26 protein-coding genes and 1 pseudogene are annotated in these 23,339 nt (G+C 31.9%); 19 read left to right on the plus strand and 8 right to left on the minus strand.

Annotated elements, in window-relative coordinates; all coding sequences use genetic code 11:
- Positions 1 to 495: 495 nt before the first annotated feature.
- Complete coding sequence (locus B4E59_RS08625) at positions 496 to 924, plus strand: NUDIX domain-containing protein (protein ID WP_280037508.1); 429 nt, start codon at positions 496 to 498, stop codon at positions 922 to 924.
- Here B4E59_RS08625 and B4E59_RS08630 read toward each other — a convergent pair.
- Genes B4E59_RS08630 through greA form a run of 4 tightly spaced genes read right to left on the minus strand, consistent with a single transcriptional unit; the run spans position 921 to position 2,771 of the window.
- Positions 921 to 1,304 carry a hypothetical protein gene (locus B4E59_RS08630; RefSeq protein WP_219035367.1) on the minus strand — a complete coding sequence of 128 codons (384 nt, stop codon included), beginning with the start codon at positions 1,302 to 1,304 and terminating at the stop codon, positions 921 to 923. The two genes, B4E59_RS08625 and B4E59_RS08630, sit on opposite strands and share 4 nt — an antisense overlap.
- Positions 1,305 to 1,874: a tetratricopeptide repeat protein gene (locus B4E59_RS08635; protein ID WP_219035368.1), complete on the minus strand. Its 570-nt coding sequence runs from the start codon at positions 1,872 to 1,874 to the stop codon at positions 1,305 to 1,307.
- A 3-nt stretch (positions 1,875 to 1,877) separates the two neighbouring features.
- The gene (locus B4E59_RS08640) at positions 1,878 to 2,270 is read right to left on the minus strand and encodes an HIT family protein (RefSeq protein WP_114999218.1); all 393 of its coding nucleotides are present in this window, start codon (positions 2,268 to 2,270) and stop codon (positions 1,878 to 1,880) included.
- Positions 2,271 to 2,291: 21 nt separating this feature from the next.
- Positions 2,292 to 2,771: a transcription elongation factor GreA gene (gene greA / locus B4E59_RS08645; protein ID WP_019976987.1), complete on the minus strand. Its 480-nt coding sequence runs from the start codon at positions 2,769 to 2,771 to the stop codon at positions 2,292 to 2,294.
- Between the two features lie 130 nt (positions 2,772 to 2,901).
- On the opposite strand from greA, the gene B4E59_RS08650 reads away from it, so the two are divergent.
- The 10 genes and pseudogenes from B4E59_RS08650 to B4E59_RS08695 all read left to right on the plus strand — a co-directional run bounded on the left by B4E59_RS08650 (position 2,902) and on the right by B4E59_RS08695 (position 10,397).
- On the plus strand, positions 2,902 to 3,351 hold the full coding sequence (locus tag B4E59_RS08650; RefSeq protein WP_221856625.1) for a hypothetical protein: 450 nt from the start codon (positions 2,902 to 2,904) through the stop codon (positions 3,349 to 3,351).
- 206 nt (positions 3,352 to 3,557) lie between these two features.
- Positions 3,558 to 4,850, plus strand: a complete 1,293-nt coding sequence (eno, locus tag B4E59_RS08655) for a phosphopyruvate hydratase (RefSeq protein WP_291052510.1) — start codon at positions 3,558 to 3,560, stop codon at positions 4,848 to 4,850.
- Positions 4,851 to 4,930: 80 nt separating this feature from the next.
- Positions 4,931 to 6,214 (plus strand): citrate synthase, encoded by a 1,284-nt coding sequence (locus tag B4E59_RS08660; RefSeq protein ID WP_125350643.1) that lies wholly within the window; start codon positions 4,931 to 4,933, stop codon positions 6,212 to 6,214.
- A gap of 133 nt (positions 6,215 to 6,347) precedes the next feature.
- Positions 6,348 to 7,016 (plus strand): sterol desaturase family protein, encoded by a 669-nt coding sequence (locus tag B4E59_RS08665; protein WP_219035371.1) that lies wholly within the window; start codon positions 6,348 to 6,350, stop codon positions 7,014 to 7,016.
- 39 nt (positions 7,017 to 7,055) lie between these two features.
- Positions 7,056 to 7,964 (plus strand): M28 family metallopeptidase, encoded by a 909-nt coding sequence (locus B4E59_RS08670; RefSeq protein ID WP_219035372.1) that lies wholly within the window; start codon positions 7,056 to 7,058, stop codon positions 7,962 to 7,964.
- Positions 7,964 to 8,146 (plus strand): hypothetical protein, encoded by a 183-nt coding sequence (locus B4E59_RS08675; RefSeq protein ID WP_038333804.1) that lies wholly within the window; start codon positions 7,964 to 7,966, stop codon positions 8,144 to 8,146. The genes B4E59_RS08670 and B4E59_RS08675 overlap by 1 nt, the downstream gene beginning before the upstream one ends.
- A gap of 66 nt (positions 8,147 to 8,212) precedes the next feature.
- Positions 8,213 to 8,731: a DUF421 domain-containing protein gene (locus B4E59_RS08680; protein WP_219035373.1), complete on the plus strand. Its 519-nt coding sequence runs from the start codon at positions 8,213 to 8,215 to the stop codon at positions 8,729 to 8,731.
- Positions 8,732 to 8,737: 6 nt separating this feature from the next.
- A pseudogene (locus B4E59_RS08685) lies at positions 8,738 to 9,301 on the plus strand (DinB family protein).
- Between the two features lie 62 nt (positions 9,302 to 9,363).
- The gene (locus tag B4E59_RS08690; RefSeq protein ID WP_125350649.1) at positions 9,364 to 9,696 is read left to right on the plus strand and encodes a PadR family transcriptional regulator; all 333 of its coding nucleotides are present in this window, start codon (positions 9,364 to 9,366) and stop codon (positions 9,694 to 9,696) included.
- Between the two features lie 83 nt (positions 9,697 to 9,779).
- Positions 9,780 to 10,397, plus strand: a complete 618-nt coding sequence (locus B4E59_RS08695; RefSeq protein WP_291046996.1) for a hypothetical protein — start codon at positions 9,780 to 9,782, stop codon at positions 10,395 to 10,397.
- A gap of 26 nt (positions 10,398 to 10,423) precedes the next feature.
- Here B4E59_RS08695 and aqpZ read toward each other — a convergent pair whose 3' ends face one another.
- Entirely contained in the window at positions 10,424 to 11,134 is a 711-nt protein-coding gene (aqpZ, locus tag B4E59_RS08700) for an aquaporin Z (RefSeq protein ID WP_291052516.1), read from the minus strand.
- Between the two features lie 149 nt (positions 11,135 to 11,283).
- A complete protein-coding gene (gene gcvP / locus B4E59_RS08705) occupies positions 11,284 to 14,139 on the minus strand; it encodes an aminomethyl-transferring glycine dehydrogenase (protein ID WP_286495377.1) in 2,856 nt (951 codons plus the stop codon).
- Between the two features lie 230 nt (positions 14,140 to 14,369).
- Here gcvP and hisE point away from each other — a divergent pair, with 230 nt between their 5' ends.
- From hisE to B4E59_RS08725, 4 genes are read left to right on the plus strand one after another with little or no spacing between them, the layout of a single operon-like run.
- On the plus strand, positions 14,370 to 14,714 hold the full coding sequence (gene hisE, locus B4E59_RS08710) for a phosphoribosyl-ATP diphosphatase (protein WP_291052519.1): 345 nt from the start codon (positions 14,370 to 14,372) through the stop codon (positions 14,712 to 14,714).
- 18 nt (positions 14,715 to 14,732) lie between these two features.
- The gene (locus B4E59_RS08715; RefSeq protein ID WP_291052522.1) at positions 14,733 to 15,509 is read left to right on the plus strand and encodes a M48 family metalloprotease; all 777 of its coding nucleotides are present in this window, start codon (positions 14,733 to 14,735) and stop codon (positions 15,507 to 15,509) included.
- A 16-nt stretch (positions 15,510 to 15,525) separates the two neighbouring features.
- Positions 15,526 to 16,197: a TPM domain-containing protein gene (locus B4E59_RS08720; RefSeq protein WP_038333832.1), complete on the plus strand. Its 672-nt coding sequence runs from the start codon at positions 15,526 to 15,528 to the stop codon at positions 16,195 to 16,197.
- A 24-nt stretch (positions 16,198 to 16,221) separates the two neighbouring features.
- The gene (locus tag B4E59_RS08725; RefSeq protein WP_038333836.1) at positions 16,222 to 16,494 is read left to right on the plus strand and encodes a hypothetical protein; all 273 of its coding nucleotides are present in this window, start codon (positions 16,222 to 16,224) and stop codon (positions 16,492 to 16,494) included.
- Positions 16,495 to 16,639: 145 nt separating this feature from the next.
- Here B4E59_RS08725 and B4E59_RS08730 read toward each other — a convergent pair whose 3' ends face one another.
- Positions 16,640 to 17,041 (minus strand): thiol-disulfide oxidoreductase DCC family protein, encoded by a 402-nt coding sequence (locus tag B4E59_RS08730; protein ID WP_114999244.1) that lies wholly within the window; start codon positions 17,039 to 17,041, stop codon positions 16,640 to 16,642.
- A 72-nt stretch (positions 17,042 to 17,113) separates the two neighbouring features.
- Here B4E59_RS08730 and B4E59_RS08735 point away from each other — a divergent pair, with 72 nt between their 5' ends.
- Positions 17,114 to 18,502 carry an HTTM domain-containing protein gene (locus B4E59_RS08735; RefSeq protein ID WP_291052527.1) on the plus strand — a complete coding sequence of 463 codons (1,389 nt, stop codon included), beginning with the start codon at positions 17,114 to 17,116 and terminating at the stop codon, positions 18,500 to 18,502.
- 42 nt (positions 18,503 to 18,544) lie between these two features.
- Positions 18,545 to 19,048, plus strand: coding sequence for a DUF2314 domain-containing protein (locus B4E59_RS08740; protein ID WP_219034560.1), 504 nt, complete (start codon positions 18,545 to 18,547; stop codon positions 19,046 to 19,048).
- 75 nt (positions 19,049 to 19,123) lie between these two features.
- On the opposite strand, the gene B4E59_RS08745 is transcribed toward B4E59_RS08740, so the two are convergent.
- Positions 19,124 to 21,256 (minus strand): Tex family protein, encoded by a 2,133-nt coding sequence (locus B4E59_RS08745; protein ID WP_291046986.1) that lies wholly within the window; start codon positions 21,254 to 21,256, stop codon positions 19,124 to 19,126.
- Positions 21,257 to 21,618: 362 nt separating this feature from the next.
- Between B4E59_RS08745 and B4E59_RS08750 the strand changes: the two genes are divergently transcribed.
- Both B4E59_RS08750 and B4E59_RS08755 read left to right on the plus strand, forming a co-directional pair.
- Positions 21,619 to 22,041 (plus strand): acyl-CoA thioesterase, encoded by a 423-nt coding sequence (locus tag B4E59_RS08750; protein ID WP_221856687.1) that lies wholly within the window; start codon positions 21,619 to 21,621, stop codon positions 22,039 to 22,041.
- Positions 22,042 to 22,095: 54 nt separating this feature from the next.
- A complete protein-coding gene (locus B4E59_RS08755; protein ID WP_038333863.1) occupies positions 22,096 to 23,301 on the plus strand; it encodes an RsmB/NOP family class I SAM-dependent RNA methyltransferase in 1,206 nt (401 codons plus the stop codon).
- Positions 23,302 to 23,339 lie beyond the last annotated feature (38 nt).

Raw genomic sequence — 23,339 nt, forward strand, 5'->3', positions numbered from 1 at the left:
GTTTTTATTAAAAGCCTCAAGATTTATTTCTTGAGGCTTTTTTGTATTTATGGATTTCGCTTTAGGCTGAAGGCTGTAAGCTTAATGCATCTTCAAACTATGTTCTATGAAACAAGAAGCTTCCTTTCATCCAACAAGAAGCTTCTAATTAGTCAACGAGAAGCTTCTTCTTTATAAAAAGGAAGCTTCCTTTATAACTTACAACTCATAAATCGAAAAGCCCCTATTTCCCTCAAGTGGATATTTTAACTTCTACTTCTATTCCTGTAAGTCTTAAATCTTACGTCTTATAACTTATTACTCAAAACTCAGAACTTACAACCCGCGTTAGGGATAGTAGTGGAAATCCTTTTGTAGAAATTGGATTTTCCTGTAATCACTTCCAATTTTCTTCTACAAAAGATTGCAACGGATAGCCCGACCGAAGGGAACGCTATAATAATACGCATTTGAATGAAGAATTTTTATATATTTAGGTTTTAAAGTAAACAGGATATGAAACCATTTAATGTGCGTGTATATGCGTTATTGGAACACAAGGGAAAGGTATTGGTGATTCACGAGCCGTTTCAGGGAGAGTTAATTTATAAGTTTCCTGGCGGTGGATTGGAGTTTGGTGAAGGAACAAAAGATTGTATAAGGAGAGAGATAAAAGAGGAATTGAATTTGAAAGTAGAAGTTCATGAACATTTTTATACACAAGATTTTTTTGTGTTGAATGCTTTTGATCCGACAGAACAGGTTTTATTGATTTATTATAAAGCGACAATTACAGAGAAAGCATTGGATAAATTGAAAGTTTTGGATGCGGATATCAACGAATTGTTGTGGTTATCCAAAGAAGAATTGAATGTAGAGAAATTTACGTTAGACGCAGATAAAGTGGTAGTTGATTTGTATAAAAAAGAAAACTTCGAATCTTAAGACTCGAAGTTTATTATTTTTTGATCATCAAAATACTGTATAACGGCGTATTTCATTAACAAGGTTTGTTCATTTGTTTTGAGAGGTGGTAAATCTTCCAACAACTCAAAATGTGGCCAACCATCTGGATCTAATCCATCGAAACGATAAAAACCAAAAGGTTCTAACACGCGACAAACTGCAATGTGTAATAAATTGAGTTTATCATCTTTTTTGAATCGTTTTTTTCCTTGTCCTAATTCTTGAACACCGATCAAAAAAAGAATCGTATCTAAATCTGGTCTTTCACCGTCTGTGAAATTTTGTTGAAAGAATTCTTCAATCAGTTTCCACTTGTTGGTGTTTGATGATGATTCTTCTGTAATTTTTGATATATCCATTTAGAATTTACGTCCTTTGTGACGCATATGTGGGTTTTGTAATTGCGAATTACTTACGTTGAAACGTTTCATTTGATCATTCATCATTTTGATTTGATCTGTAAACATTCCTTTCGAATCGTTTTTCTTCGCTTCTTTAATGTAACCTTCCGCTTCTTTCTTTTTACCTTTTGACATTGCAGCTCCAGCCAAAGATAAATTAGCCATTGCTCTGTCATGATCAAACGATAAACCGTAGTTTAAGGCTTCTTTCATATATTTTTCTGAAACCCCTACATTGTCCTGCGCTTCAGTAATTCCCATCATGTAGTGGTAATATCCCATTTGTTTAGGAATTAATTCTGATGATGGATTTTTGATCTTTTGTAACCATTTTTTCGCTTTTGCCATATCCTCTTTACGTAAAAACCAGAAAGCTAACAAGATGTTTTCGTTTCTGAAATAGAATAAAATTGGAAATACAGTGACTAATAACGAAACAAATCCCCAACCGTATTCGCGAATGGTAAACAAAAAGATTGCTAAAACGATTAATACAGCGGCGATTACTAATTTAATGTATTTGTTCATCGATTATAAATATGATTTGATATTATCTGCAATTTCGATCATTTTCTCGGCAGATAATTGAAGTTTTGGATTTGAGAAATTGATATCTTGCATTGTATTTAGAGGAACCAAATGCACATGTACATGTGGTACCTCTAAACCAACAACAGCTACGCCAACGCGTAAACAAGGTATTGCTTTTTCTATAGCTTGTGCAATTTCGTAAGAAAAGTCCATTAAACCTAAATAGGTTTCTTTGTCTAAATCGAAGATTTTATCGACTTCTTTTTTCGGGATAACCAATACATGACCTTCTACCAAAGGAAAAGCGTCCAAAATAGCGATGTACTTATCGTTTTCGGCAATTTTGTATGATGGTATTTCTCCGTTTATAATTTTAGTGAAAATGCTTGCCATATGTTTTTAATTTTTGAAATCTTAGTCCAAAGATATTTCTAAAATTTCAAAATTTAAAGTCATTCCGTTAGGTAATGTAATTTCTGCAACTTCTCCAAGTGATTTTCCTAACAATCCTTTTGCGATTGGAGTATTCACAGAGATACGCATTTTAGCTAAATCAGCTTCAGATTCAGGTACCAAAGTGTACACTAATTCTTGTCCGTTCGCTGTATTTTTTATTTTAACTTTTGATAATATTGATACTTTAGAATGGTCTAATTTAGATTCATCAATTACGCGTGCATATGCTACAACTTCTTTCAATTTAGCAATTTGCATCTCTAACATTCCTTGAGCCTCTTTTGCAGCATCATATTCTGCATTTTCAGATAAATCTCCTTTATCACGCGCATCAGCAATTTGTTGCGAAATTTTTGGACGCTCAAAAGTTTCTAACTGATGAAGCTCTTCACGCAACTTTTCTAATCCCTCTTTCGTTACATATTGTATATTTGCCATAACAACAATGTTTAATTTTTTATTAAATAGATCTTATAAAATAAATAATCCTACACATATGTAATACTATGCGCAGGACTATTTAGTTATTGTACTACAAAGATAATAAAAAAAATACAGCAAATTAAAAATGAAACAATTTATTAAAACGATTCTAAATAAGGTTATTTTGGTTAGTGTTTTTGCTGGCTTATTTCAAGGCTGCAATTCAGATGATGGTACAGTAAGTTGTGTGCCAAATACAATTGTGAATGTATCAATCAATATCAATTTACCATTATATTCTAATCTTAATAATCCAGGAGGATGGGTATATGTTGAAGGAGCAACAGCAGGTTCTAGAGGTTTGATTGTGGTACGTACAGCTTCTAGTTTCAAAGCTTACGATCGCAATGCGCCGCATATTTGTCCTGGTGCAGAAACCACTCTGTATGTAAAGAATGACATCAGTATTGTGTGTGATGCAGATAATTCTGAATGGATTTTATTGACAGGACAACCTACAAAAGTAGCGAATAGAGCGCCAAGAACATACCAAGTGTATGTAAATGCAAATGGAACCCTTACAATAACAAATTAAATTTTTTATCTAAAGTTTTTTTAATTCACTCAAAAAATAATAATCTTTGCAGGCATCGAAATTATACTTCTTTATTATGCATGCATAAGTTTTTCGAATTGTTTTTGAATTAAATTATTTTTAAAAAAAGATAATTTCGTTGTAAAGATTACTCAAATCCATTATTTTTGGTAAATCAAAATTTTATCAATTAAAAAATATTAATAATGAGCATTATTTCGCATATCCATGCAAGACAAATTTTAGATTCTCGTGGTAACCCAACTGTAGAAGTAGACGTGTATACAGAATCAGGTGTTTTAGGTCGTGCAGCTGTTCCATCAGGAGCATCTACAGGAGAGTATGAAGCAGTAGAATTACGTGATGGTGGAGACTTGTACTTAGGTAAAGGAGTTTTGAAAGCTATCGAGAATGTAAATGAAGTGATTGCTCCAGAATTAATTGGTTTTTCTGTTTTTGAACAAAATTTAATCGATCAAGTAATGATTGATTTAGACGGAACTGAAAACAAAGCTAAATTGGGTGCTAATGCAATTTTGGGTGTTTCTTTGGCGGTTGCAAAAGCTGCAGCAGAAGAATTAGGTTTACCATTGTTTAGATACATCGGTGGAGTTAATGCAAACACATTACCAGTTCCAATGATGAATATCGTAAATGGAGGTTCTCACTCTGATGCGCCTATTGCGTTCCAAGAATTCATGATTATGCCAGTTCAGGCAGCATCTTTTTCTGACGCTTTACGCAAAGGAACAGAAGTTTTTCATGCATTAAAGAAAATTTTACACGACCGTGGTTTATCTACAGCAGTAGGTGACGAAGGTGGATTTGCACCAACTTTTGATGGCACAGAAGATGCTTTAGATACTGTAATTTCTGCAATAGAAAAAGCAGGTTACAAAGCAGGTGAAGAAATTATGATTGCATTAGATTGTGCATCATCAGAGTTTTATCACGATGGAAAATATGACTATACAAAATTTGAAGGAGAGAAAGGAGCTATCCGTACTTCTGCAGAGCAAGCAGCTTATTTAGCAGAATTGACAGAGAAATATCCAATTATTTCTATCGAAGATGGTATGGATGAAAACGATTGGGAAGGTTGGAAAATCTTAACAGATAAAATCGGTAAACGTGTTCAGATTGTTGGAGACGATTTATTGGTAACGAATGTAACTAAATTAGAAAAAGCAATTGATGTTGAAACAGCAAATTCTATCTTAGTAAAATTCAATCAAATTGGTACGTTATCAGAAACGATCAAAGCAGTACAAATGGCGCAAAATGCACGTTATACAGCAGTTATGTCTCACCGTTCTGGAGAAACAGAAGATGCTACAATTGCAGATTTAGCTGTTGCTTTGAACACAGGACAAATTAAAACTGGTTCTGCTTCTCGCTCTGATCGTATGGCGAAATACAACCAATTATTACGTATTGAAGAGATTCTTGGAGAAACTGCAATTTTTCCAGGGCTTAAGGCTTTTAAAGTTAAGCGATAAAATAATTTGAGACTGATATTTATCAGTCTCAAATTAATAAAAAAAGTGTAAATTACGCAATAAATAATATAAACTATAAAATGTCAGATAAGGTAATATTAAATTACAACGGAAATGAGTTGGAGCTACCTGTTACAACTGGTACAATGGATGAAAAATCTATTGATATTTCCAAGTTAAGAAGTGCTACTGGATTAATCACAATGGATCCAGGTTACAAAAATACAGGGGCATGCGAATCTAAAATTACATTTTTAGATGGTGAAGAAGGTAAGTTGATGTACCGTGGATATCCTATTGAACAATTAGCAGAGAAATCTTCTTTCGTAGAAGTAATGTATTTGTTAATCAAAGGAGAATTACCTACACAAGCTGAATTAGATAAATTTATCGCTGATATTAATGAGTATAACTATGTGTCAGAAGATTTAATCAAAATCTTAGATGCATTCCCAAGTTCTGCTCACCCAATGGGAGTATTAACATCTTTAACAGCTGCTTTATCAGCATTCAACCCAAAAGTTGTTGATGTTACTTCTCCAGATGATATGTACAAAGCGGCAGTTACTTTATTAGGTAAATTCCCAGTATTAGCGTCTTGGACACAAAGAAAAATTAAAGGATTACCAGTTAACTACTCTAACGATAAATTATCTTATGTAGAAAACTTTTATCAATTATTATTCAAAAAACCAGGTCAAGAATTAGACTTAGATCCAGTTATTATTGATGCAATTGACAAATTATTAATCTTACACGCAGATCATGAGCAAAACTGTTCTACATCAAGTGTACGTTTAGTAGGTTCTTCTCATGCAGGTTTATTTGCTTCTATCTCTGGAGGTATTTCTGCATTATGGGGACCATTACACGGAGGTGCTAACCAAGCAGTATTAGAAATGTTAGAAGCGATCAAAAATGATGGTGGAGATGTTGAAAAATACTTAGCTAAAGCAAAAGATAAAAACGATCCATTCCGTTTAATGGGATTCGGACACCGTGTTTATAAAAACTTTGACCCTCGTGCGAAAATCATCAAAGTAGCTGCGGATAACGTTTTAGAGAAATTAGGAATCAATGATCCTATTTTAGATATTGCGAAAAAATTAGAACAAGCTGCTTTAGAAGACGAGTATTTCAAATCAAGAAACTTATATCCAAACGTAGATTTCTATTCAGGAATTATCTACAAAGCGTTAGATATCCCAACTGAAATGTTTACAGTTATGTTTGCTGTTGGACGTCTACCAGGATGGATTGCACAATGGATGGAAATGCGCGAAACAAATCAACCAATTGGTCGCCCTCGTCAATTATACACAGGAGCACCATTACGTGATTACGTTGAAATTGAAAACAGATAAGAATTTTCTTATTTATCATATAATCCGAAAATCAAACTTTGATTTTCGGATTTTTTTTAACAATTAATTTTTAGAGATTGTTTGTTTAAAATATGTTAAAACCTTATTTTTAAGTAAATTAAATTTTGTAACCATGAAATTTGAGAAAATACATAATAAAGGTCAAGCGCAAATCTTCGAAAACAAATACCTCGAAATGTTGACAAAAGGTCATCCCGCAGTTATTTGGGGAATGTACATTCCTCTACTTTCCTATTGTATTTATTATGGAATTTCTAGTTACGATTTATCAGTCTTAACAGTTGTCAGTCTATTTTTTGGAGCGATGTTATTTTGGACTTTATTCGAATATTTTGCACATCGTTATCTTTTTCATTGGACAGCCGAACAACCAAGTCTAAAACGAATTGTTTACATTTTTCACGGGAATCATCATCATTATCCGCGCGATAAACAACGTTTGTTTATGCCTCCAGTTCCAAGTATTCTTTTGGCGTCAATCATTTTCTTGATTCAATATTTAATTTTAGGGAAATATGCCTTTGCTTTCTTTCCGGGGTTTATGATTGGCTATTTATTGTATGCATCTATGCATTATTTGATTCATGCTATTGCACCACCTTTCAAGTTTATGAAACCACTTTGGCGCAATCATCATTTGCATCATTATAAAGACGAAGAATTAGGCTTTGGCGTTTCAAATACCTTTTGGGATCGTATTTTCGGAACAATGTTCGATCTAAAGAATGAAAAAGAAGACAAAGAAAAAGTAAAAGAATTGATGTTTGAGAAGAAAAGTTAATTTTTCGTATCTTCCGTCAAATTAATCACACATATAAAAATGAAAAAATATACTTTACTTGCAATTGGATTACTTGCTTTCAATCAAGCAAACGCGCAGTATTCTAAAGAAAATCAAAAGAAATATGTCGAAGAATTAGCCTCTGATGCTATGCAGGGTCGAAAATTTGGAACGCCCGAAAATCGATTGGCTGCTGAATTGATTGCTGAAAAATTCAAACAAAATAAATTAAAACCTTGTGTTGGTGATTCATATTTAATCGAATTTGAATATAAAGGCAAAACAGGACAAAATGTTTGCGGAATTAAAGAAGGTAAATCGTCTGATATTTACGCTGTAGGTGCGCATTTTGATCATGTTGGAACAGATGACAAAGGTGAGGATAAAATTTTTAATGGAGCAGATGATAATGCAAGTGGAACTTCGGCTGTAATGGCTTTGTCTGATTATTTCAAAAACAAAAAAGTTAAGCAAACTATGATGTTTATGGCTTTTGATGCGGAAGAAATTGGATTAATTGGCTCTAAAATGTTGGTAGAAAACACAGATTTTCAGTCTTATTTACCAAATATGAAAGTGATGTTGAATTTAGAAATGATTGGAACTGTTTCTGCTTTCGGCGAAGGAAAAGTATATATGACAGGTAGCGACCGTTCGGATTTGATGAATTTGATGAATAATAATTCTACTAAAACATTCAAAGTTGAAAACGACCCTTATTTGCAGCAACAATTATTTTATCGTTCGGATAATGTAAATTTTGTGAATCATAAAGTGGTATCGCATGCGCTTTCTTCTGTAAACATGGAGAATCAACATCATTATCATCAAAAAAACGATGAAGTTTCGGTGATTAATTTCGAAAATCTGTCAGAGATTACACAAGGAATTGGACATTCTTTATACGAAATGATGAAGAAAAATATTCAACCAAAATATAACAACTAATGGATAAAGCAATTAATATTGTTAGTATTGCGGTTATTGTAATTTTATTGTTAGCGTTTTTATCAGAAAAATTTTTCCCAATAAGAGGTCTTGAATTGTTTTATGAGAAAAAGTTTTATCTCGCAATTATCTATTTAATTTTAAGAGTTTCCAGAATTTCTATTCTTAGAAAATCAAAATAAATTTTTAAATCCGTTCCAATTTCAGAACGGATTTTTTAGTACCTTTTATTTACTTAAAATAAATGTATGGAAGGTTATTTAGAAATTGTTTTGCGCTGTATTTCGGTGTATTTTTTTATGTTAATTGCACTTAGAATTTTTGGTAAACAGCAATTATCCCAATTAAATACGGCCGATGTAATCTTAATTTTATTAATTAGTAACGCTGTACAAAATGCAATGGTTGGTTCAGATTCGAGTTTGCAAGGAGGATTGATAGCAGCTTTTGTATTGTTTCTTTTAAATTTTATTGTCAAAAGAATAATGTTGAAAAATAAATTTTTAGGAAACTTAATTGAACAAAAATCTGAAATTTTAATCCATAATGGAAAAGCTGATTTTACAATGTTGAGCAAATTGAGAATTAATTCGGAAGAATTGAACGAAGCAATGCGCGAACATGGTGTAGAACATATTAAAGATGTGAAATTGGCGATGATGGAGATTGATGGAAATATCTCAATAGTGACAACGGATAAAAATCAATTTAAGGAAACGCATTATAAACGCAAGCATAATCACAAAAATTTGCAAGGAACTAATTAACAGAATATGGAAAATAATTTAGTAAACGGGATTATCAAACAATTCCAGTATTATAAACATTTGGGTGAAAAAACATTTTCGCAATTAACGGATGAAGAATTGTTTTGGTAATACAATGAAAACTCAAATAGCATTGCGATTATCGTGAATCATCTTTCAGGAAATATGTTGTCGCGTTGGACTGATTTTTTGACAACAGATGGTGAAAAAGAGTGGCGAAATCGTGATGAAGAATTTGAAGATACAATCAAAACTAAAGAACAACTTTTAGATAAATGGGAGAAAGGTTGGAAGTATTTGTTTGATGCTTTAGCACAAATCAAAACCGACGAAGATTTACAGCAAATTATTTATATCCGAAATGAAGGACATACAATAATAGAAGCGATTAATCGTCAATTGGCGCATTATCCGTATCATGTTGGTCAAATTGTTTTTATAGGAAAATTAATAAAGGACAATGAATGGAATTCACTTTCGATTCCGAAGAATAAATCAGCAGATTATAATCAAACGAAATTCTCTTCCGATAAAAAAACTCAACATTTTACAGATGAGTTTTTGAAATAAATTTTAGTTAAAGTGTTTTTAATTGAATTATTTATCTTAACTTACATAAGAAACTTAGGTATATGAAAGATGTTCAATTTTATAAAGGAACTCTGCAACCGATTATTTTAAAACTATTACAAGATCATAAAAGAATGTATGGTTATGAAATCATTCAAAAAATTAGAATTTTAACGCAAGATGAATTTGAGTTAAAAGAGGGTGCATTGTATCCTATTTTACATAAGCTGGAAGCTGAGAATATAATTGAAGTGGAAGCTGAGCGAGTAGAAGGTCGAATAAGAAAATATTATAAGTTGACTGAGTTTGGAACTAAAGAATCTGTAAAAAGAATTCAATTGTTAACAGAAACAATGCTACAAATCCAAAAATTATTGAACCCTAAATTGATTTAATCATGAGAAAAATTTCTGCTTTTGAAGTTCAAAAATTAATCGATTTTACGCGTCAGCATTATGTTGAGTATTATGATTTGCAATTGGAATTAGCCGATCATTTGGCTTGTGGAATTGAAGAACAATGGGAAACAAATGAAACTATAACTTTTGAAGATGCTTTACAAAATGAATTTAAGAAGTTTGGAATATTTGGTTTTTCTGAAATTGTAGATAAAAGAAGGTTTGCGCTTCAAAAAAAATACAATAATTTAATTTGGAAAGTGATGAAAAGTCATTTACTTACTTTTCAGTATTTTATTTTTGTTATGAGTGGAATATTATTGTTTAATTTGATAGCTTTTAAATATAGTAAAATTGCTATTTTAAGTACGATTGTTTTATTTTTTGGATTATTTATTTATCGATATATAAGGTTACAAAAAAAATATCGTCAAAAATTAAGTGTGAAAAATAGAAAACTGATTTTACAAGAGCTTATTTTTAAAAATCTTTATATCATCTCGTTTGCATTTTCTTTGTTTAATCTAAGTTTGCAGGTTTTGATTCATCTTGATAATAACCAAATTATTTTAAATATTGTATTTTCGATTATATTTAGTTTTATCTTTTTACTTTTTTATGTAACCTGTTATTTTTTACCGAATAAAGAAGAAGAAATACTTAATGAATTTTATCCTGAATATCAGTTAATAAAATAAAAAAAGCTCCATTCGGAGCTTTTAGTTTATGCTTGACTTTCGTCTTTTTGTAATAATAATTTATAAATTAATCCACCTACAATTGCGCCAGCGATTGGTGTAACCCAAAATAACCATAATTGTGTTAAAGGTTCGTCACCTACAAAAATAGCTTGTGATGTAGAACGGGCAGGGTTTACGGATGTGTTAGTGATTGGAATAGAAATTAAGTGAATTAATGTTAAGGCTAATCCAATTGCAATTCCAGCAAATTTTCCGTTTGCAAATTTATCTGTAGCACCTAAAATAACAATTAAGAAGAAGGCTGTTAAGACATATTCAATTAGAAAAGCAGATAACATGCTATAACCATGTGGAGAAAAGGCTCCATATCCATTGGAAGCGAATGCACCAGCTTTGGTATTTTCAATTGCAAAATCTGAGTTTCCAGATGCGATTAAGTATAATACACCAGCTGCAGCAATTGCTCCGAGTACTTGTGAAATAATATAAGGAATAAGTTGTTTTCCATCAAATCGTCCTCTAGCAAATAAACCGAAAGAGACAGCAGGGTTGAAATGTCCTCCAGAAATATGACCAACTGCATAAGCCATTGTTAATACAGTAAGACCAAATGCTAATGCAACACCAGCGTAACCAATTCCTAATTCGGGAATACCAGCTGCAAAGATTGCACTACCACAACCTCCGAAAACTAACCAAAAAGTACCGAAAAACTCGGCAGCAAAATTTTTCATAAATGTTTTAATATTAAAAGTTTAGTTAGAATGAATTTTAAAAAAAATTAAGAAATACAAACATTTTAAACATTTAAATTATTTCAATAAAAAAATCGCTCCGATTTCTCAGAGCGATTTGTATTTATAATATATTCTTTCTAGAATAATTAATCCATATAGGCTTCGATAGGAGCACACGTACAGATTAAGTTACGATCTCCGTAAGCATCATCAATACGAGAAACAGATGCAAAGAATTTACGCTCGCGAACCCATTCTGCTGGATATGCAGCTTTAGAACGAGAGTAAGGATATTCCCACTCGTCTGCTGTAATCAAGTGAATTGGGTGAGGCGCGTTGTGTAATACATTGTTGTCAACTGGATAATCTCCGTTTGCAACTTCGTCGATTTCTTGACGAATAGAAATTAATGCATCACAAAAACGATCTAATTCTGCTTTGTTTTCTGATTCTGTAGGCTCTACCATCAACGTTCCAGCAACTGGGAAAGATACTGTTGGTGCGTGGAATCCGTAATCAATCAAACGTTTTGCAATATCAGTAACTTCGATACCTGCTTTTTTGAATGGACGACAATCTAAGATAAATTCGTGTGCCACTACATTGTTTCCATTTGTATATAAAATGTCAAAATGTTTCTCTAAACGAGTTTTCATGTAATTAGCATTTAAAATTGCACCTTGTGTCGCTTTCAATAAACCTTCTGCTCCTAACATTAAAATGTAAGAGTAAGAAATTGGTAAAATGAACGCAGAACCATAAGGAGCTGCAGCAAATGTATTTGTCGCTTCTTTTCCTCCAGTTTCGATTAATGGAGAAGATCCTAAGAAAGGAGCTAAGTGTGCTTTAACACAAATTGGTCCTACACCAGGTCCTCCACCTCCGTGAGGAATAGCGAATGTTTTGTGTAAGTTTAAGTGACAAACGTCTGCACCAATATTTCCTGGAGAAGTTAATCCAACTTGTGCATTCATATTTGCACCGTCCATATAAACTTGACCTCCGTATGCGTGAATCATTTCAGTAACTTCTTCGATATTGCTATCAAAAGCGCCATAAGTTGATGGATAAGTAATCATCAATGCAGCTAAGTTATCTTTATGTTTTTCACATTTTTCTTTCAAGTCAACTAAATCTGTTTCACCAGATTCTAAGTTTTTCACAACAACAACTTGCATTCCAGCCATTGCAGCAGAAGCAGGGTTAGTTCCGTGAGCAGATTGTGGAATCAACACTACATTTCTGTGTCCTTCTCCTTTTGCCTCAAAGTAAGAACGAATAACCATTAAACCTGCATATTCTCCTTGTGCACCAGAATTTGGTTGTAAAGAAGTTGCATCAAAACCTGTAATTACAGCTAAATAATCTTCTAAGTTTTTGATTAATGTTTGGTAACCTTCTACTTGATCTTTTGGAGTGAAAGGGTGAACATTCCCCATTCTTTCCCAAGACATATGCAATAATTCTGTTGCAGCATTCAATTTCATTGTACAAGAACCTAATGCAATCATCGATTGGTTAAGCGCTAAATCTTTACGTTCTAAACGTTTGATGTAACGCATTAATTCTGTTTCTGTATGATATAAATTGAAGTTTTCGTGTGTTAAGAAATCAGAAGTTCTGATTAAATCTTGAGGTAAATAAGAATCATCTACTTCAAATTCGAAACCGTCTTCTGTGTTTTTAATTGTTGCAAAAACACTTAAAATTTCAAAAATATCTTCTTCAGAAGTCATTTCATCAATTGTGATTGAAATTTTTCCGTTTTCGAATCCATTTACATTAATTTCTTCTTCTGCAAAAATCTTCACAATTTCGTCAGAGTTTTCAACCTCAATTTGAATTGTATCGAAGAAATTTGTATTCACTAATTTAAATCCTAAATGCTCTAAACCTCCGTGTAAAACAGCTGCTTTAGTATGGATTTGATCAGCGATATATTGTAAACCATCTTTACCGTGATAAACCGCGTAGAAAGAAGCCATAACTGCTAACAATACTTGTGCAGTACAAATGTTAGAAGTTGCTTTTTCACGTTTGATATGTTGTTCACGCGTTTGTAAAGCCATACGCAATGCATAATTTCCTAAACGATCTTGAGAAACTCCAATAATACGTCCTGGAATTACACGCTTATATTCTTCTGTACAAGATAAGAAAGCTGCGTGTGGTCCACCGTATCCCATTGGAACACCAAAACGTTGAGAAGTACCAATTGCGATATCAGCCCCCCATTCACCTGGAGGTGTTAATAATGTTAAAGCTAATAAATCTGTTGCAACAGCAACTTTTACGTTAACCGCATTTGCTTTTTCTACAAATGATTTATAATTATTGATTTGTCCTCCTTTTCCGATGTATTGTACAATCGCTCCGAAGAATTCTTCTGTTAATTCAGTTGTTTCAAAGTTTCCAACAACTAATTCAATTCCTAAACCGTGTGCTTTCGTTTCTAAAACTGCTACAGATTGAGGGAATAAGTTGTCTGCTACAAAAAATTTGTTGACATTGTTTTTCTTTTGATCACGAGAACGAGATTCAAATAACATGTGCATTGCTTCACCACATGCAGTACCTTCGTCTAATAAAGAGGCATTTGCGATAGGTAAACCTGTTAAATCAGAAATAACAGTTTGGAAATTTAATAAAGCTTCTAAACGTCCTTGCGCAATTTCCGCTTGGTATGGTGTATAAGCTGTGTACCAACCAGCATTTTCTAATATATTACGTTGAATTGGTGCTGGTAAAATTGTACCATAATATCCATATCCAAGATAATTTTTTACTTTTTTATTTTTTGAAGCGATTTCAGCTAAATGATTAATAGCTTCAAATTCTGATAAAGCTTCTGGTAAATCCAAAGCATTTTTCAATCGAATGTTCTGAGGAACTGTTGCCTCAATTAAAGAATCAATAGAATCTTTCCCAATTACAGAAAGCATTTCAGCTGCTTGCTGCGCATTGTTTCCAATATGTCTAATGGAAAAATCGTTTGTGTTCATTGTGTTTGCGCTATGTTTATTTTCGCGTAAAAATACGTTTTTTTATCTTAAAATAAAAGTGAATAACAATCTTAAAAATTAATTGAATGAATAGATTAGAATTTTATTTTTTTAGAAATAAATGTGAATAAAAACTTTCTTTTTTTTCAAAAAATAGTAATATTGGCAATAGAATTGAGATAAATAATTCGGTAGAATTTCTTAAATTTATTCTACGTTTAAAAAAATCTATGAAAACAAACGATTTTATGGAACTTAATGAAAATACTTCTGAAGTCAAAAAAGAAAAAAAATTTCCATTCTTAAAGAAATTGGAAATAATGATGGAAGAGGCGAAATTAGAGGATGCGAAAAAATCTAAAATGAAACGTGTTCATAAAAAAGGTAATTCGCAAATCGCTAAAAAAATGGGGGAAGAAGCTGTAGAAATGGTGATTGCTTCGGAACAAGATAACGACGAAAACTTTTTGGAAGAATCGGCAGATGTTATCTTTTATTACCTTATGGCTTTACATGCTCGTGGCTTTGAATTAAAAGATGTTTTGGAGATTTTAAAGAAAAGGCACAAAAAATAATTAACACCTTATACTGATATGCAAAAGGGCGGGACGTCGATGAAATTAATAATTGCCGCAGCAATTGTTATTTTTTCTGTTATAAAATATTTTTCTTCTTCGGAAGTCAATGAAATTACAGGCGAAAAGCAATATATTTCATTAACTAAAGATGACGAAATTGCAATGGGAATTAATTCGGCTTCGCAAATGGCTCAAGAGTTTGGTGGACTATCTCGCAATGTGCAATACCAAGAGCTTGTAAAACGAGTAGGTGCTAAAGTGGTCAATACTAGTGATGCGCATAAAACGAATTATCCATTTCAGTTTTATGTGTTGGCAGATAATCGTACTGTAAATGCTTTTGCATTGCCTGGTGGACCAATTTTTATTACCGAAGCCTTGTTGACGCGTTTGCAAAACGAAGATCAATTGGCTGGAGTTTTGGGACACGAAGTTGGTCACGTTATTGCGCGTCATAGTGCAGAACAAATGTCGAAACAAGAACTTTCGCAAGGAATTGCAGGAGCGGCAGGTGTTGCAGTTGGAGACGCAAATTCGGCTTATTACGCACAACTAGTCGCGAATATGGTGAATATGAAATATGGTCGTGATGATGAATTGGAGTCTGATGATTTGGGCGTTCGATTTATGATTCAAGCAGGATATAATCCAAAAGCATTGATTGGTGTAATGGATATTTTGGAAGAAGCTTCGGGTGGAAGTCAAGTTCCAGAATTCCAAAGTACACATCCATCACCATCAAATCGTCGCGAAAAAATAAAAGCTGCCATTGAGAAATATAAAAATCAGTAGATTTTAATTCGTTGTAATGATAAGAAATATACTTCTATTAGTTCTTTTATTCACAAATATTACATTTTCTCATGCTCAAGATTATGATCAAATCAGCAAAGAAATTTGTAAATCATTTAAAAAGAAAAAACCAGCTAAAAATTTATTTGATTTTAATAAATACCTCAATTCTGAAGCAGAAGACTTTTTAATATCAGATGTAAACATCTTTCAGTTCAATCTACAAAAGAGTTTGATTAAAAATTGTACTGAATTTCCTTTTATTGAAAATTATTCTTTGGTTCCTTTTTCAAATGTTGTTGATTTAGAAAAAGTCTTTAATAGAGAAGAGTTAGCAAAACTTGAAAAACAATTAAAGAAAATTCAAAAGACCAATCGTTTTCAGCTATTTATAATTTCTACAGATGATTATTTTCCAAATGAAAATATAACAGATTATTCATTTTCAATCCTTAATAACAATAGTTCTGATCGATTTCAAAAGGGAAATATGATAATTGTGTTTAATTTAAAATCAAGAGAAGTTAGAATTTCGACGAATGATATTGCTCGAAATATAATTTCTGACGATTTTTCTCAAAAGCTAATTGATGAGGTAGTTGTTCCAAACTTTAGTGAGGAAAAGTATTTTAAAGGAATCAATGAAGCTATTGTAAAAATTAATGAAAAAATAGTTGTAGAAGATTAAATAATTTAAACAGAGGTTAATAAAATGAAAGTACATTTTTCATTCCTTGAAGTTTTATATCTTGCTCAAGTCATTTGTTGTTTTTTATTTATTAAATACACAGATGGATTAGGCTATATGCAAGGAAATGATTTTTATTATACTTCCCAATTACAATCTTCTGGAGGTGAAGATGAAGTTTCAATTTATAGTTTAGGATTGATAACAATACTATTTTTATTCATTAGCATTCTTTCAAAAAGGAAATATAGAGTATTATCATTTTATTTGTTGTTTGCTTATTTTTCGCTTTTTTAATTCAAATGGGAGAAATAGATTCAACAATATTAAATGGAAACTTTGTTCTCTTGATAATTGTAGTATAAACCTTTTATTGACTTTTTATTTTTGGGTAATTCTTTTTAAGAAGATTAAAAACTATTTGAATCAAGAAGTTTAAAACTTAATCTAAAAACTTCGCTTTTAATTCAGGAGTAGGTAACCAACAACTTTCTTGTTTTCCAAACCAACGATAACGATTTTTCGCAATAAAACTATAAACCACATCGCGCAAAGGCTTTGGAACAATCATAAAAATAGTCAACCACGAAGTTATTCCGTCCAAATATTTAGCAATTTTTAGCGCAGCAGATGATTTGGTATAAAATTTATCATCTTCAATAAAAACGATAGAATCAAATTGAGCGGCATCCAAATTATTTTCTTTCAAAAAATTTTGTCCAAAATCAGATTGTAATGAAGCAAACTGAAATTGATTTTTATTGTCATGTTCAATCACAAACTGAACAGATTGATTGCATAAATTGCAAATTCCATCAAACAAAATAATTTTCCTCGTTTTCATACAATAAATATACGCTAAAAGTAGCTAAACTCTAAAGGTTATTTTTAAATTAGCCAAAATTAACAATCAATCATGTTTAGCGAATATTTATTCCGAAAAGTTGATAATTCTCCACTTGTAATTTTCCGAATAATCTTTGGTTTATTAATTGTTGCAGAATGTTGGGGAGCCATTTTTACAGGTTGGGTACAAACAAATTTTGTTGAACCGCACATTACATTTTCGTTCATCGGATTCGAGTGGACAAATGTTTTCTTGGGACAAAATATGATTTATTTGTACGTGCTCATGGGAATTTTAGGCTGGTTTATCGTGTTTGGATTTGCTTATCGATTTTCAATTATCGTATTTTCTATTTTATGGTCGTTGACGTATTTCATGCAAAAAACAAGCTACAACAACCATTATTATCTGTTTATGCTAGTTTCGTGGATGATGACGATAATTCCTGCGCATCATTTCTTTTCGATTGATAGTTTAATTTTTCCGAAAATAAAACGTCTAACCATGCGCAATTGGGTACCAACATTATTCATTATCCAGTTATTGATTGTGTATGTTTTTGCGGCTTTTGCAAAGATTTATCCAGATTGGTTTAACGGTGTTTTTTTACAAATGAAATTTCACGAATATGGCGATTTATTAACAACAAAATATAATTTGATTGGATTAGGAAAAGTTGTAAGTAGTTTAGAGTTTGCACAAGTTTTTGCTTGGGGCGGATTCTTTTTCGATTTATTGATTATTCCTGCAATGTTGATGAATAGAACGCGTGGAATCGCTTTCAAATGTGCTGTAGCCTTTCATATTTTCAATTCTGCAGTTTTCGGGATTGGAATATTTCCTTTCTTTGCTTTGGCAATGTTAATTTTCTTTTATGATCCCGTTAAGATTCAGGAAGTTATTTTTCCTAAAAAATCATTTATGATGGATCGTTCAGATGATGATAATTTATTGACAACTCGTCGTGTCATGTTCTCTTATTTGATGTTTTTCTACGTAGTTTGGCAAATATATTTACCTGTTCGCCATTACTTTATTCCCGGAAATGTTTTTTGGACAGAGGAAGGTCATCGCATGGCTTGGCGAATGATGTTGCGTAACAAAGCGGGTGAAGTTGTGGTATATGTTTCGAAACCAGATCCACAGAAAAAAGGTAAATTCTTGAAACGCGAGAAAGTAGATTTGACAAAATATCTAACCTTCAAACAAATGTCAAAAATGGCGGTTAGCCCAGATATGATGTGGCAATTTGCACGTTATGTAAAATATGATTATGCGAAAAATGGTGTGAAAGATGTCAAAGTTTTTGTGGATGCAAAAGTTTCTGTCAATGGTAGCGATTATTATCAATTTACAAATCCAAATTACAATTTAGCTTATACAACTTGGAGTTATTTTGGTCATCAAAAATGGATTCAGCCAACACCAAAAGAGTTGAATTTATCTTATTTTGAATAAATTTATGTAACTTTATAGGACAACAATCAAAGAAATACAATTATGAAATATACATTATTCGCAATAGCTTTTTCGGTTTTATTATTTTCTTGTGGTAACAAAGAAAATGCTGGAGTAGAAGCTTATAAAGGTTTGGATAAGCAAAAGCAAGAACAAAAAGATTTGGATAGTATTGGGAAGGAAGCGCAACAAACGTTTGATGATTTCAAATTGGCGTTGTCGATGAAAGATACAACGACAACTAATTTTATTGTCAAACAAATGTATGATATTCCGAATGCGACACAAAAAGAGCATATTTGGATTCGTGATGTATATTCGGACAACGATCAATTAAAAGGAATTGTGGACAACGTACCTCAATACACAAAATTGGTTAAACACAATGATACAATTGTGATAGATCCAACTAAATTATCAGATTGGATGTATTATAAAGGTGATAAAATGATTGGTGGATTTACAATAAAATATATGCGTAGTAAAATGACTGATGCGCAGAAAAAAGAGTTTGATAAACAATATAAAGTAAAATTTGAGGATTAATTTCTGCTCAGAAAATAATAAAATCAAAAAGGCAATCTTTCGTTAGATTGCCTTTTAATTTTGAAATTATTTTCCTTAATCAATCAAAGACAATTGAATTTTACGTTTTTCTGTATCAATTCCAATTACGGTTACTTCAATTTGTTGACTCAAATGCACTTTTGAATTTACATCTGAAATAAATTCATTCGAAATTTTAGAAATATGAATCAAACCATTTTCTTTGATTCCTATATCTACAAAACAGCCAAAATTGGTAATATTATTAATAATTCCAGGAACTTTCATGCCCAATTGCAAATCTTCGAATTTCTTTAATCGTTGATCAAAACTAAAAACTTTTGCAGTAGAACGCGGATCTAAACCAGGTTTTTCAAGTTCTTTTTTAATATCTTCTAAAGTTGGTAAACCTACTTTTTCGGTAATATATTTGGTTAAATCAAGTTGATTAATCAATTCTTTATTTTGAATCAAATCTTTCAAATCAACTTTCAAATCTTTCGCCATTTTCTCTACAAGAGCATACGATTCTGGGTGAACAGCAGAATTATCTAACGGATTTTTTGCATTTGGAATTCGTAAAAAAGCAGAAGCTTGTAAGAATGCTTTTTCACCCAAACGAGGAACTTTTAGTAACTCTTTTCTCGAATTAAATGCACCATTTTCGCTTCGATATTCTACAATATTTTCAGCCATTTTTTCACCAATTCCTGCAACATAATTTAGTAAATGTTTGCTTGCTGTGTTCAGATTTACACCAACTTTGTTTACACAGAAAGAAACAACATCATCCAACTCATTTTTCAATAAAGTTTGATCGACATCATGTTGATACTGACCAACTCCAATCGATTTTGGCTCTATTTTTACTAATTCTGCCAAAGGATCTTGTAAACGGCGGCCTATAGAAACAGCACCGCGAACGGTAACATCTTTATCCGGAAATTCGTCGCGCGCAATTTTAGAAGCCGAATAAACCGAAGCACCAGCTTCATTTACAACAAAAACTTTTAGTGGACGATCAAATGCAATATTCTGAACCAAATTTTCAGTCTCGCGAGAAGCTGTTCCATTTCCTATCGAAATTGCATCGATATTATAAGCATTGATAAGCGATTTTAGTTTTTTGATGGCTTGTGTTTTTTCATTTTGAGGCGCATGCGGATAGATGTTTTCGTTGTGCAACAAATCACCTTGCTCATCTAATACAACCACTTTACAACCCGATTTGTAACCAGGATCTATCGCTAAAATTCGTTTTTCTCCCAGAGGTGGCGCCAAAAGCAATTGATTTAAGTTTTTCGAAAAAACATTTATTGATGTTTCATCTGCTTTTTGTTTTGCTTCTTTCAACACTTCATTTGAGATTGAAGGAGCTAAAAGTCGTTTGTAAGCATCTTTTATCGCTTCCTCAATAACCCAAGAAACTTCTGGTTGAATAGATTTGATTAAAGTGTATTCTAAAAATTTGAAGGCTTCTTTTTTATCAATTGATACATTTACTTTCAAAAAACCTTCATTTTCGCCGCGTAAAATAGCCAATAATCGGTGAGAAGCAATTTTTTTCAATAATTCTTCGTATTCAAAATAGTTCGAGTATTTAGCCGAATCTTCATCATCTATTTTAGATTTTACTAGTTTACTTTCAATCAAAGCAGATTTTCTGAAAATATCTCGCAATCGATGACGTACATATTCATTTTCATTTATCCATTCTGCAATAATATCTTGTACACCTGCAAAAGCATCTTCGATACTTGTCACATCTTCATTTAGATATTTTTTTGCTAAATCATCCAAATCAGGAATATTATTTTGCTTCATGATGATTTTTGCCAAAGGCTCTAAACCTTTTTCTTTTGCAATGGTTGCACGTGTTTTTTTCTTCTTTTTATAAGGAAGATATAAATCTTCTAATTGAACCAAATCAAAACTTTTCTGAATACGTTGTTGTAATTCATTGCTCAATTGATTCTGCTCTTCCAATGTTTTTAAAATAAATTCTTTTCGAGAAACAATTTCATTGTATTGATTTTGCAGTTTTTTTATAGCAGAAATTTGAACTTCATCAAGATTTCCTGTGACCTCTTTTCTATATCTCGCAATAAAGGGTATGGTATTATCTTCATTCAAACAATTTACTGTATTGTTGATTGATTTTTCTGAAATAGAATTAAGATGTTGATGAATGTATTGAATCAAATTCATGTTAAAAGTTTGGCCTTGCAAATTACTATTTTTCACAAACATAAAAAATAGCATGTTTTATTTATATAGGTCGTATTTAATAGAGTGCTTTTTTTATATAATAATCTAATATTTAGAGTTTTTAATATCAGTCTTATTTTAAATAAAAAAGAATAATAAAAATTTTCTAAAAAGTTTTGGTGTTTATTAAATTATTTCTAAATTTGACCTTAGGTAGTAGAGAGTAAGATTGATTTTTTTTAATGTTAAATTTATACTTACTAGTGTAAGTTTTTTTAAAAATCAATTGGGTTTAAGCTGAGGAGCTTAAACCCGTTTTTTTTTATACAACTTTCTTATCTTTGAGCAAATATATCTACAAAATGGCTCGTATAAAATTAGATTTTTCAGACAAATTTTTATTTTCAACAATAATACCAGTACGCATAACTGATCTCAATTATGGAAATCATTTGGCAAACGATAAAGTATTGTCCATTATACATGAATCGCGAATTCAGTTTTTTCAACATTATGGCTATTCGGAATTAGATTTTGGAGGTGTAAGTGTGATTATGGGTGATGTTGCGATTGAGTATAAAAATCAAGCTTTTTATGGTGATGAATTGTTGATTGAGATTGGTGTGCAAGATTTTTCGCGTGTTAGTTTTGATGTAATCTATAAAATTTCTACAAAAGATAAATTAATTGCAAAAGCGAAAACAGGAATTGTGACCTTCGATTATCAGCAAAATAAAGTGGTTGAGGTTCCTCAAAAGATAAAAGATCTTTTTGAAGTTGTATAATCTTATAAATTAATTACGCTAATCATTTAAGTCTTTGTAAATTTGCACCGAGTTATGAAGATTTTACCATATAAAAATTTATTTGTCGGAATTACCGACACATTGCAACAAATTTTCTTCGAAGGAAAATATGCAGATAAAGAAGTTGAGCGAACATTGAAATCGAATAAGCAATGGGGAGCGCGCGATCGTGCTTTTATTGCCGAAACGGTTTACGATTTAGTTCGTTGGAAACGTTTGGTTGAAGGGGCAATGAGCCGTCCGCTTTCTCCTGATACAATTTGGGAGTTTGTTGGAACTTGGTTTGCTTTAGATCCAGAGCAAACGTTACCAAAATGGGAAGAATTTCAAAAAATCTATCCAAAAGAAGTCTTGAAAAGACATCACAATTCGTCTAAAAATATTGCGGTTGCAGAATCGTATCCAGATTGGATGTTCGAGTTAGGAGAGAAGTCGTTGGGAAATCGTTGGTTAGATGAAGTGCATGCAATGAACTCGCAAGCACCAACAGTTTTACGTGTGAATTCCTTGAAAACAGACCGTAAAACATTACAAAAAGCGTTGAAGGAGCGTAGAATAAAAACGAAAGTTTTATCGAAATATCAAGATGCTTTAGAGCTTGAAGAGAAAACAAATATTTTCCGTACAGATGAATTTCAGAATGGTTGGTTTGAAGTTCAAGACGCAGGATCGCAATTGATTGCGCCTTATTTACGTGTTCAGCCAGGAATGCGTGTGGTAGATGCTTGTGCTGGTGCCGGAGGAAAAACATTGCATTTAGCTGCTTTGATGGAAAACAAAGGGCAAATTATTGCAATGGATTTGTACGATTGGAAATTGAAAGAATTGAAACGTCGTGCAAAACGTAACAATGTTCAGAATGTACAAACAAAGGTGATTGAAGCAAAAACAATCAAGCGTATGGAGAATTCTGCTGATCGCTTATTGATTGATGCACCTTGTTCTGGAATGGGAGTTTTGAAACGTAATCCTGATGCAAAATGGAAATTAAGACCAGAATTTATTGACGAAATATTAGCAACACAAGAAAAAATATTAGCTGATTATTCTAAAATCATTAAAGTTGGTGGAATGATGGTTTATGCAACTTGTTCTATTTTACCACAAGAAAATGAGCAGCAAGTAGAAAAATTCTTGAAGAATAATCCAAATTATAAAATGGTTTCAGATAAAATGCATTATCCATCTCAAACTAATTATGATGGATTCTACATGGCTTTGATTGAAAGAATTTCTTAAGCTGTTAATTATTATAAGATACAAAAGACTAAGTGAAA

It is taken from the genome of Empedobacter sp. UBA2044 (assembly GCF_002333005.1).
GTDB classification, from domain to species: domain Bacteria; phylum Bacteroidota; class Bacteroidia; order Flavobacteriales; family Weeksellaceae; genus Empedobacter; species Empedobacter falsenii_B.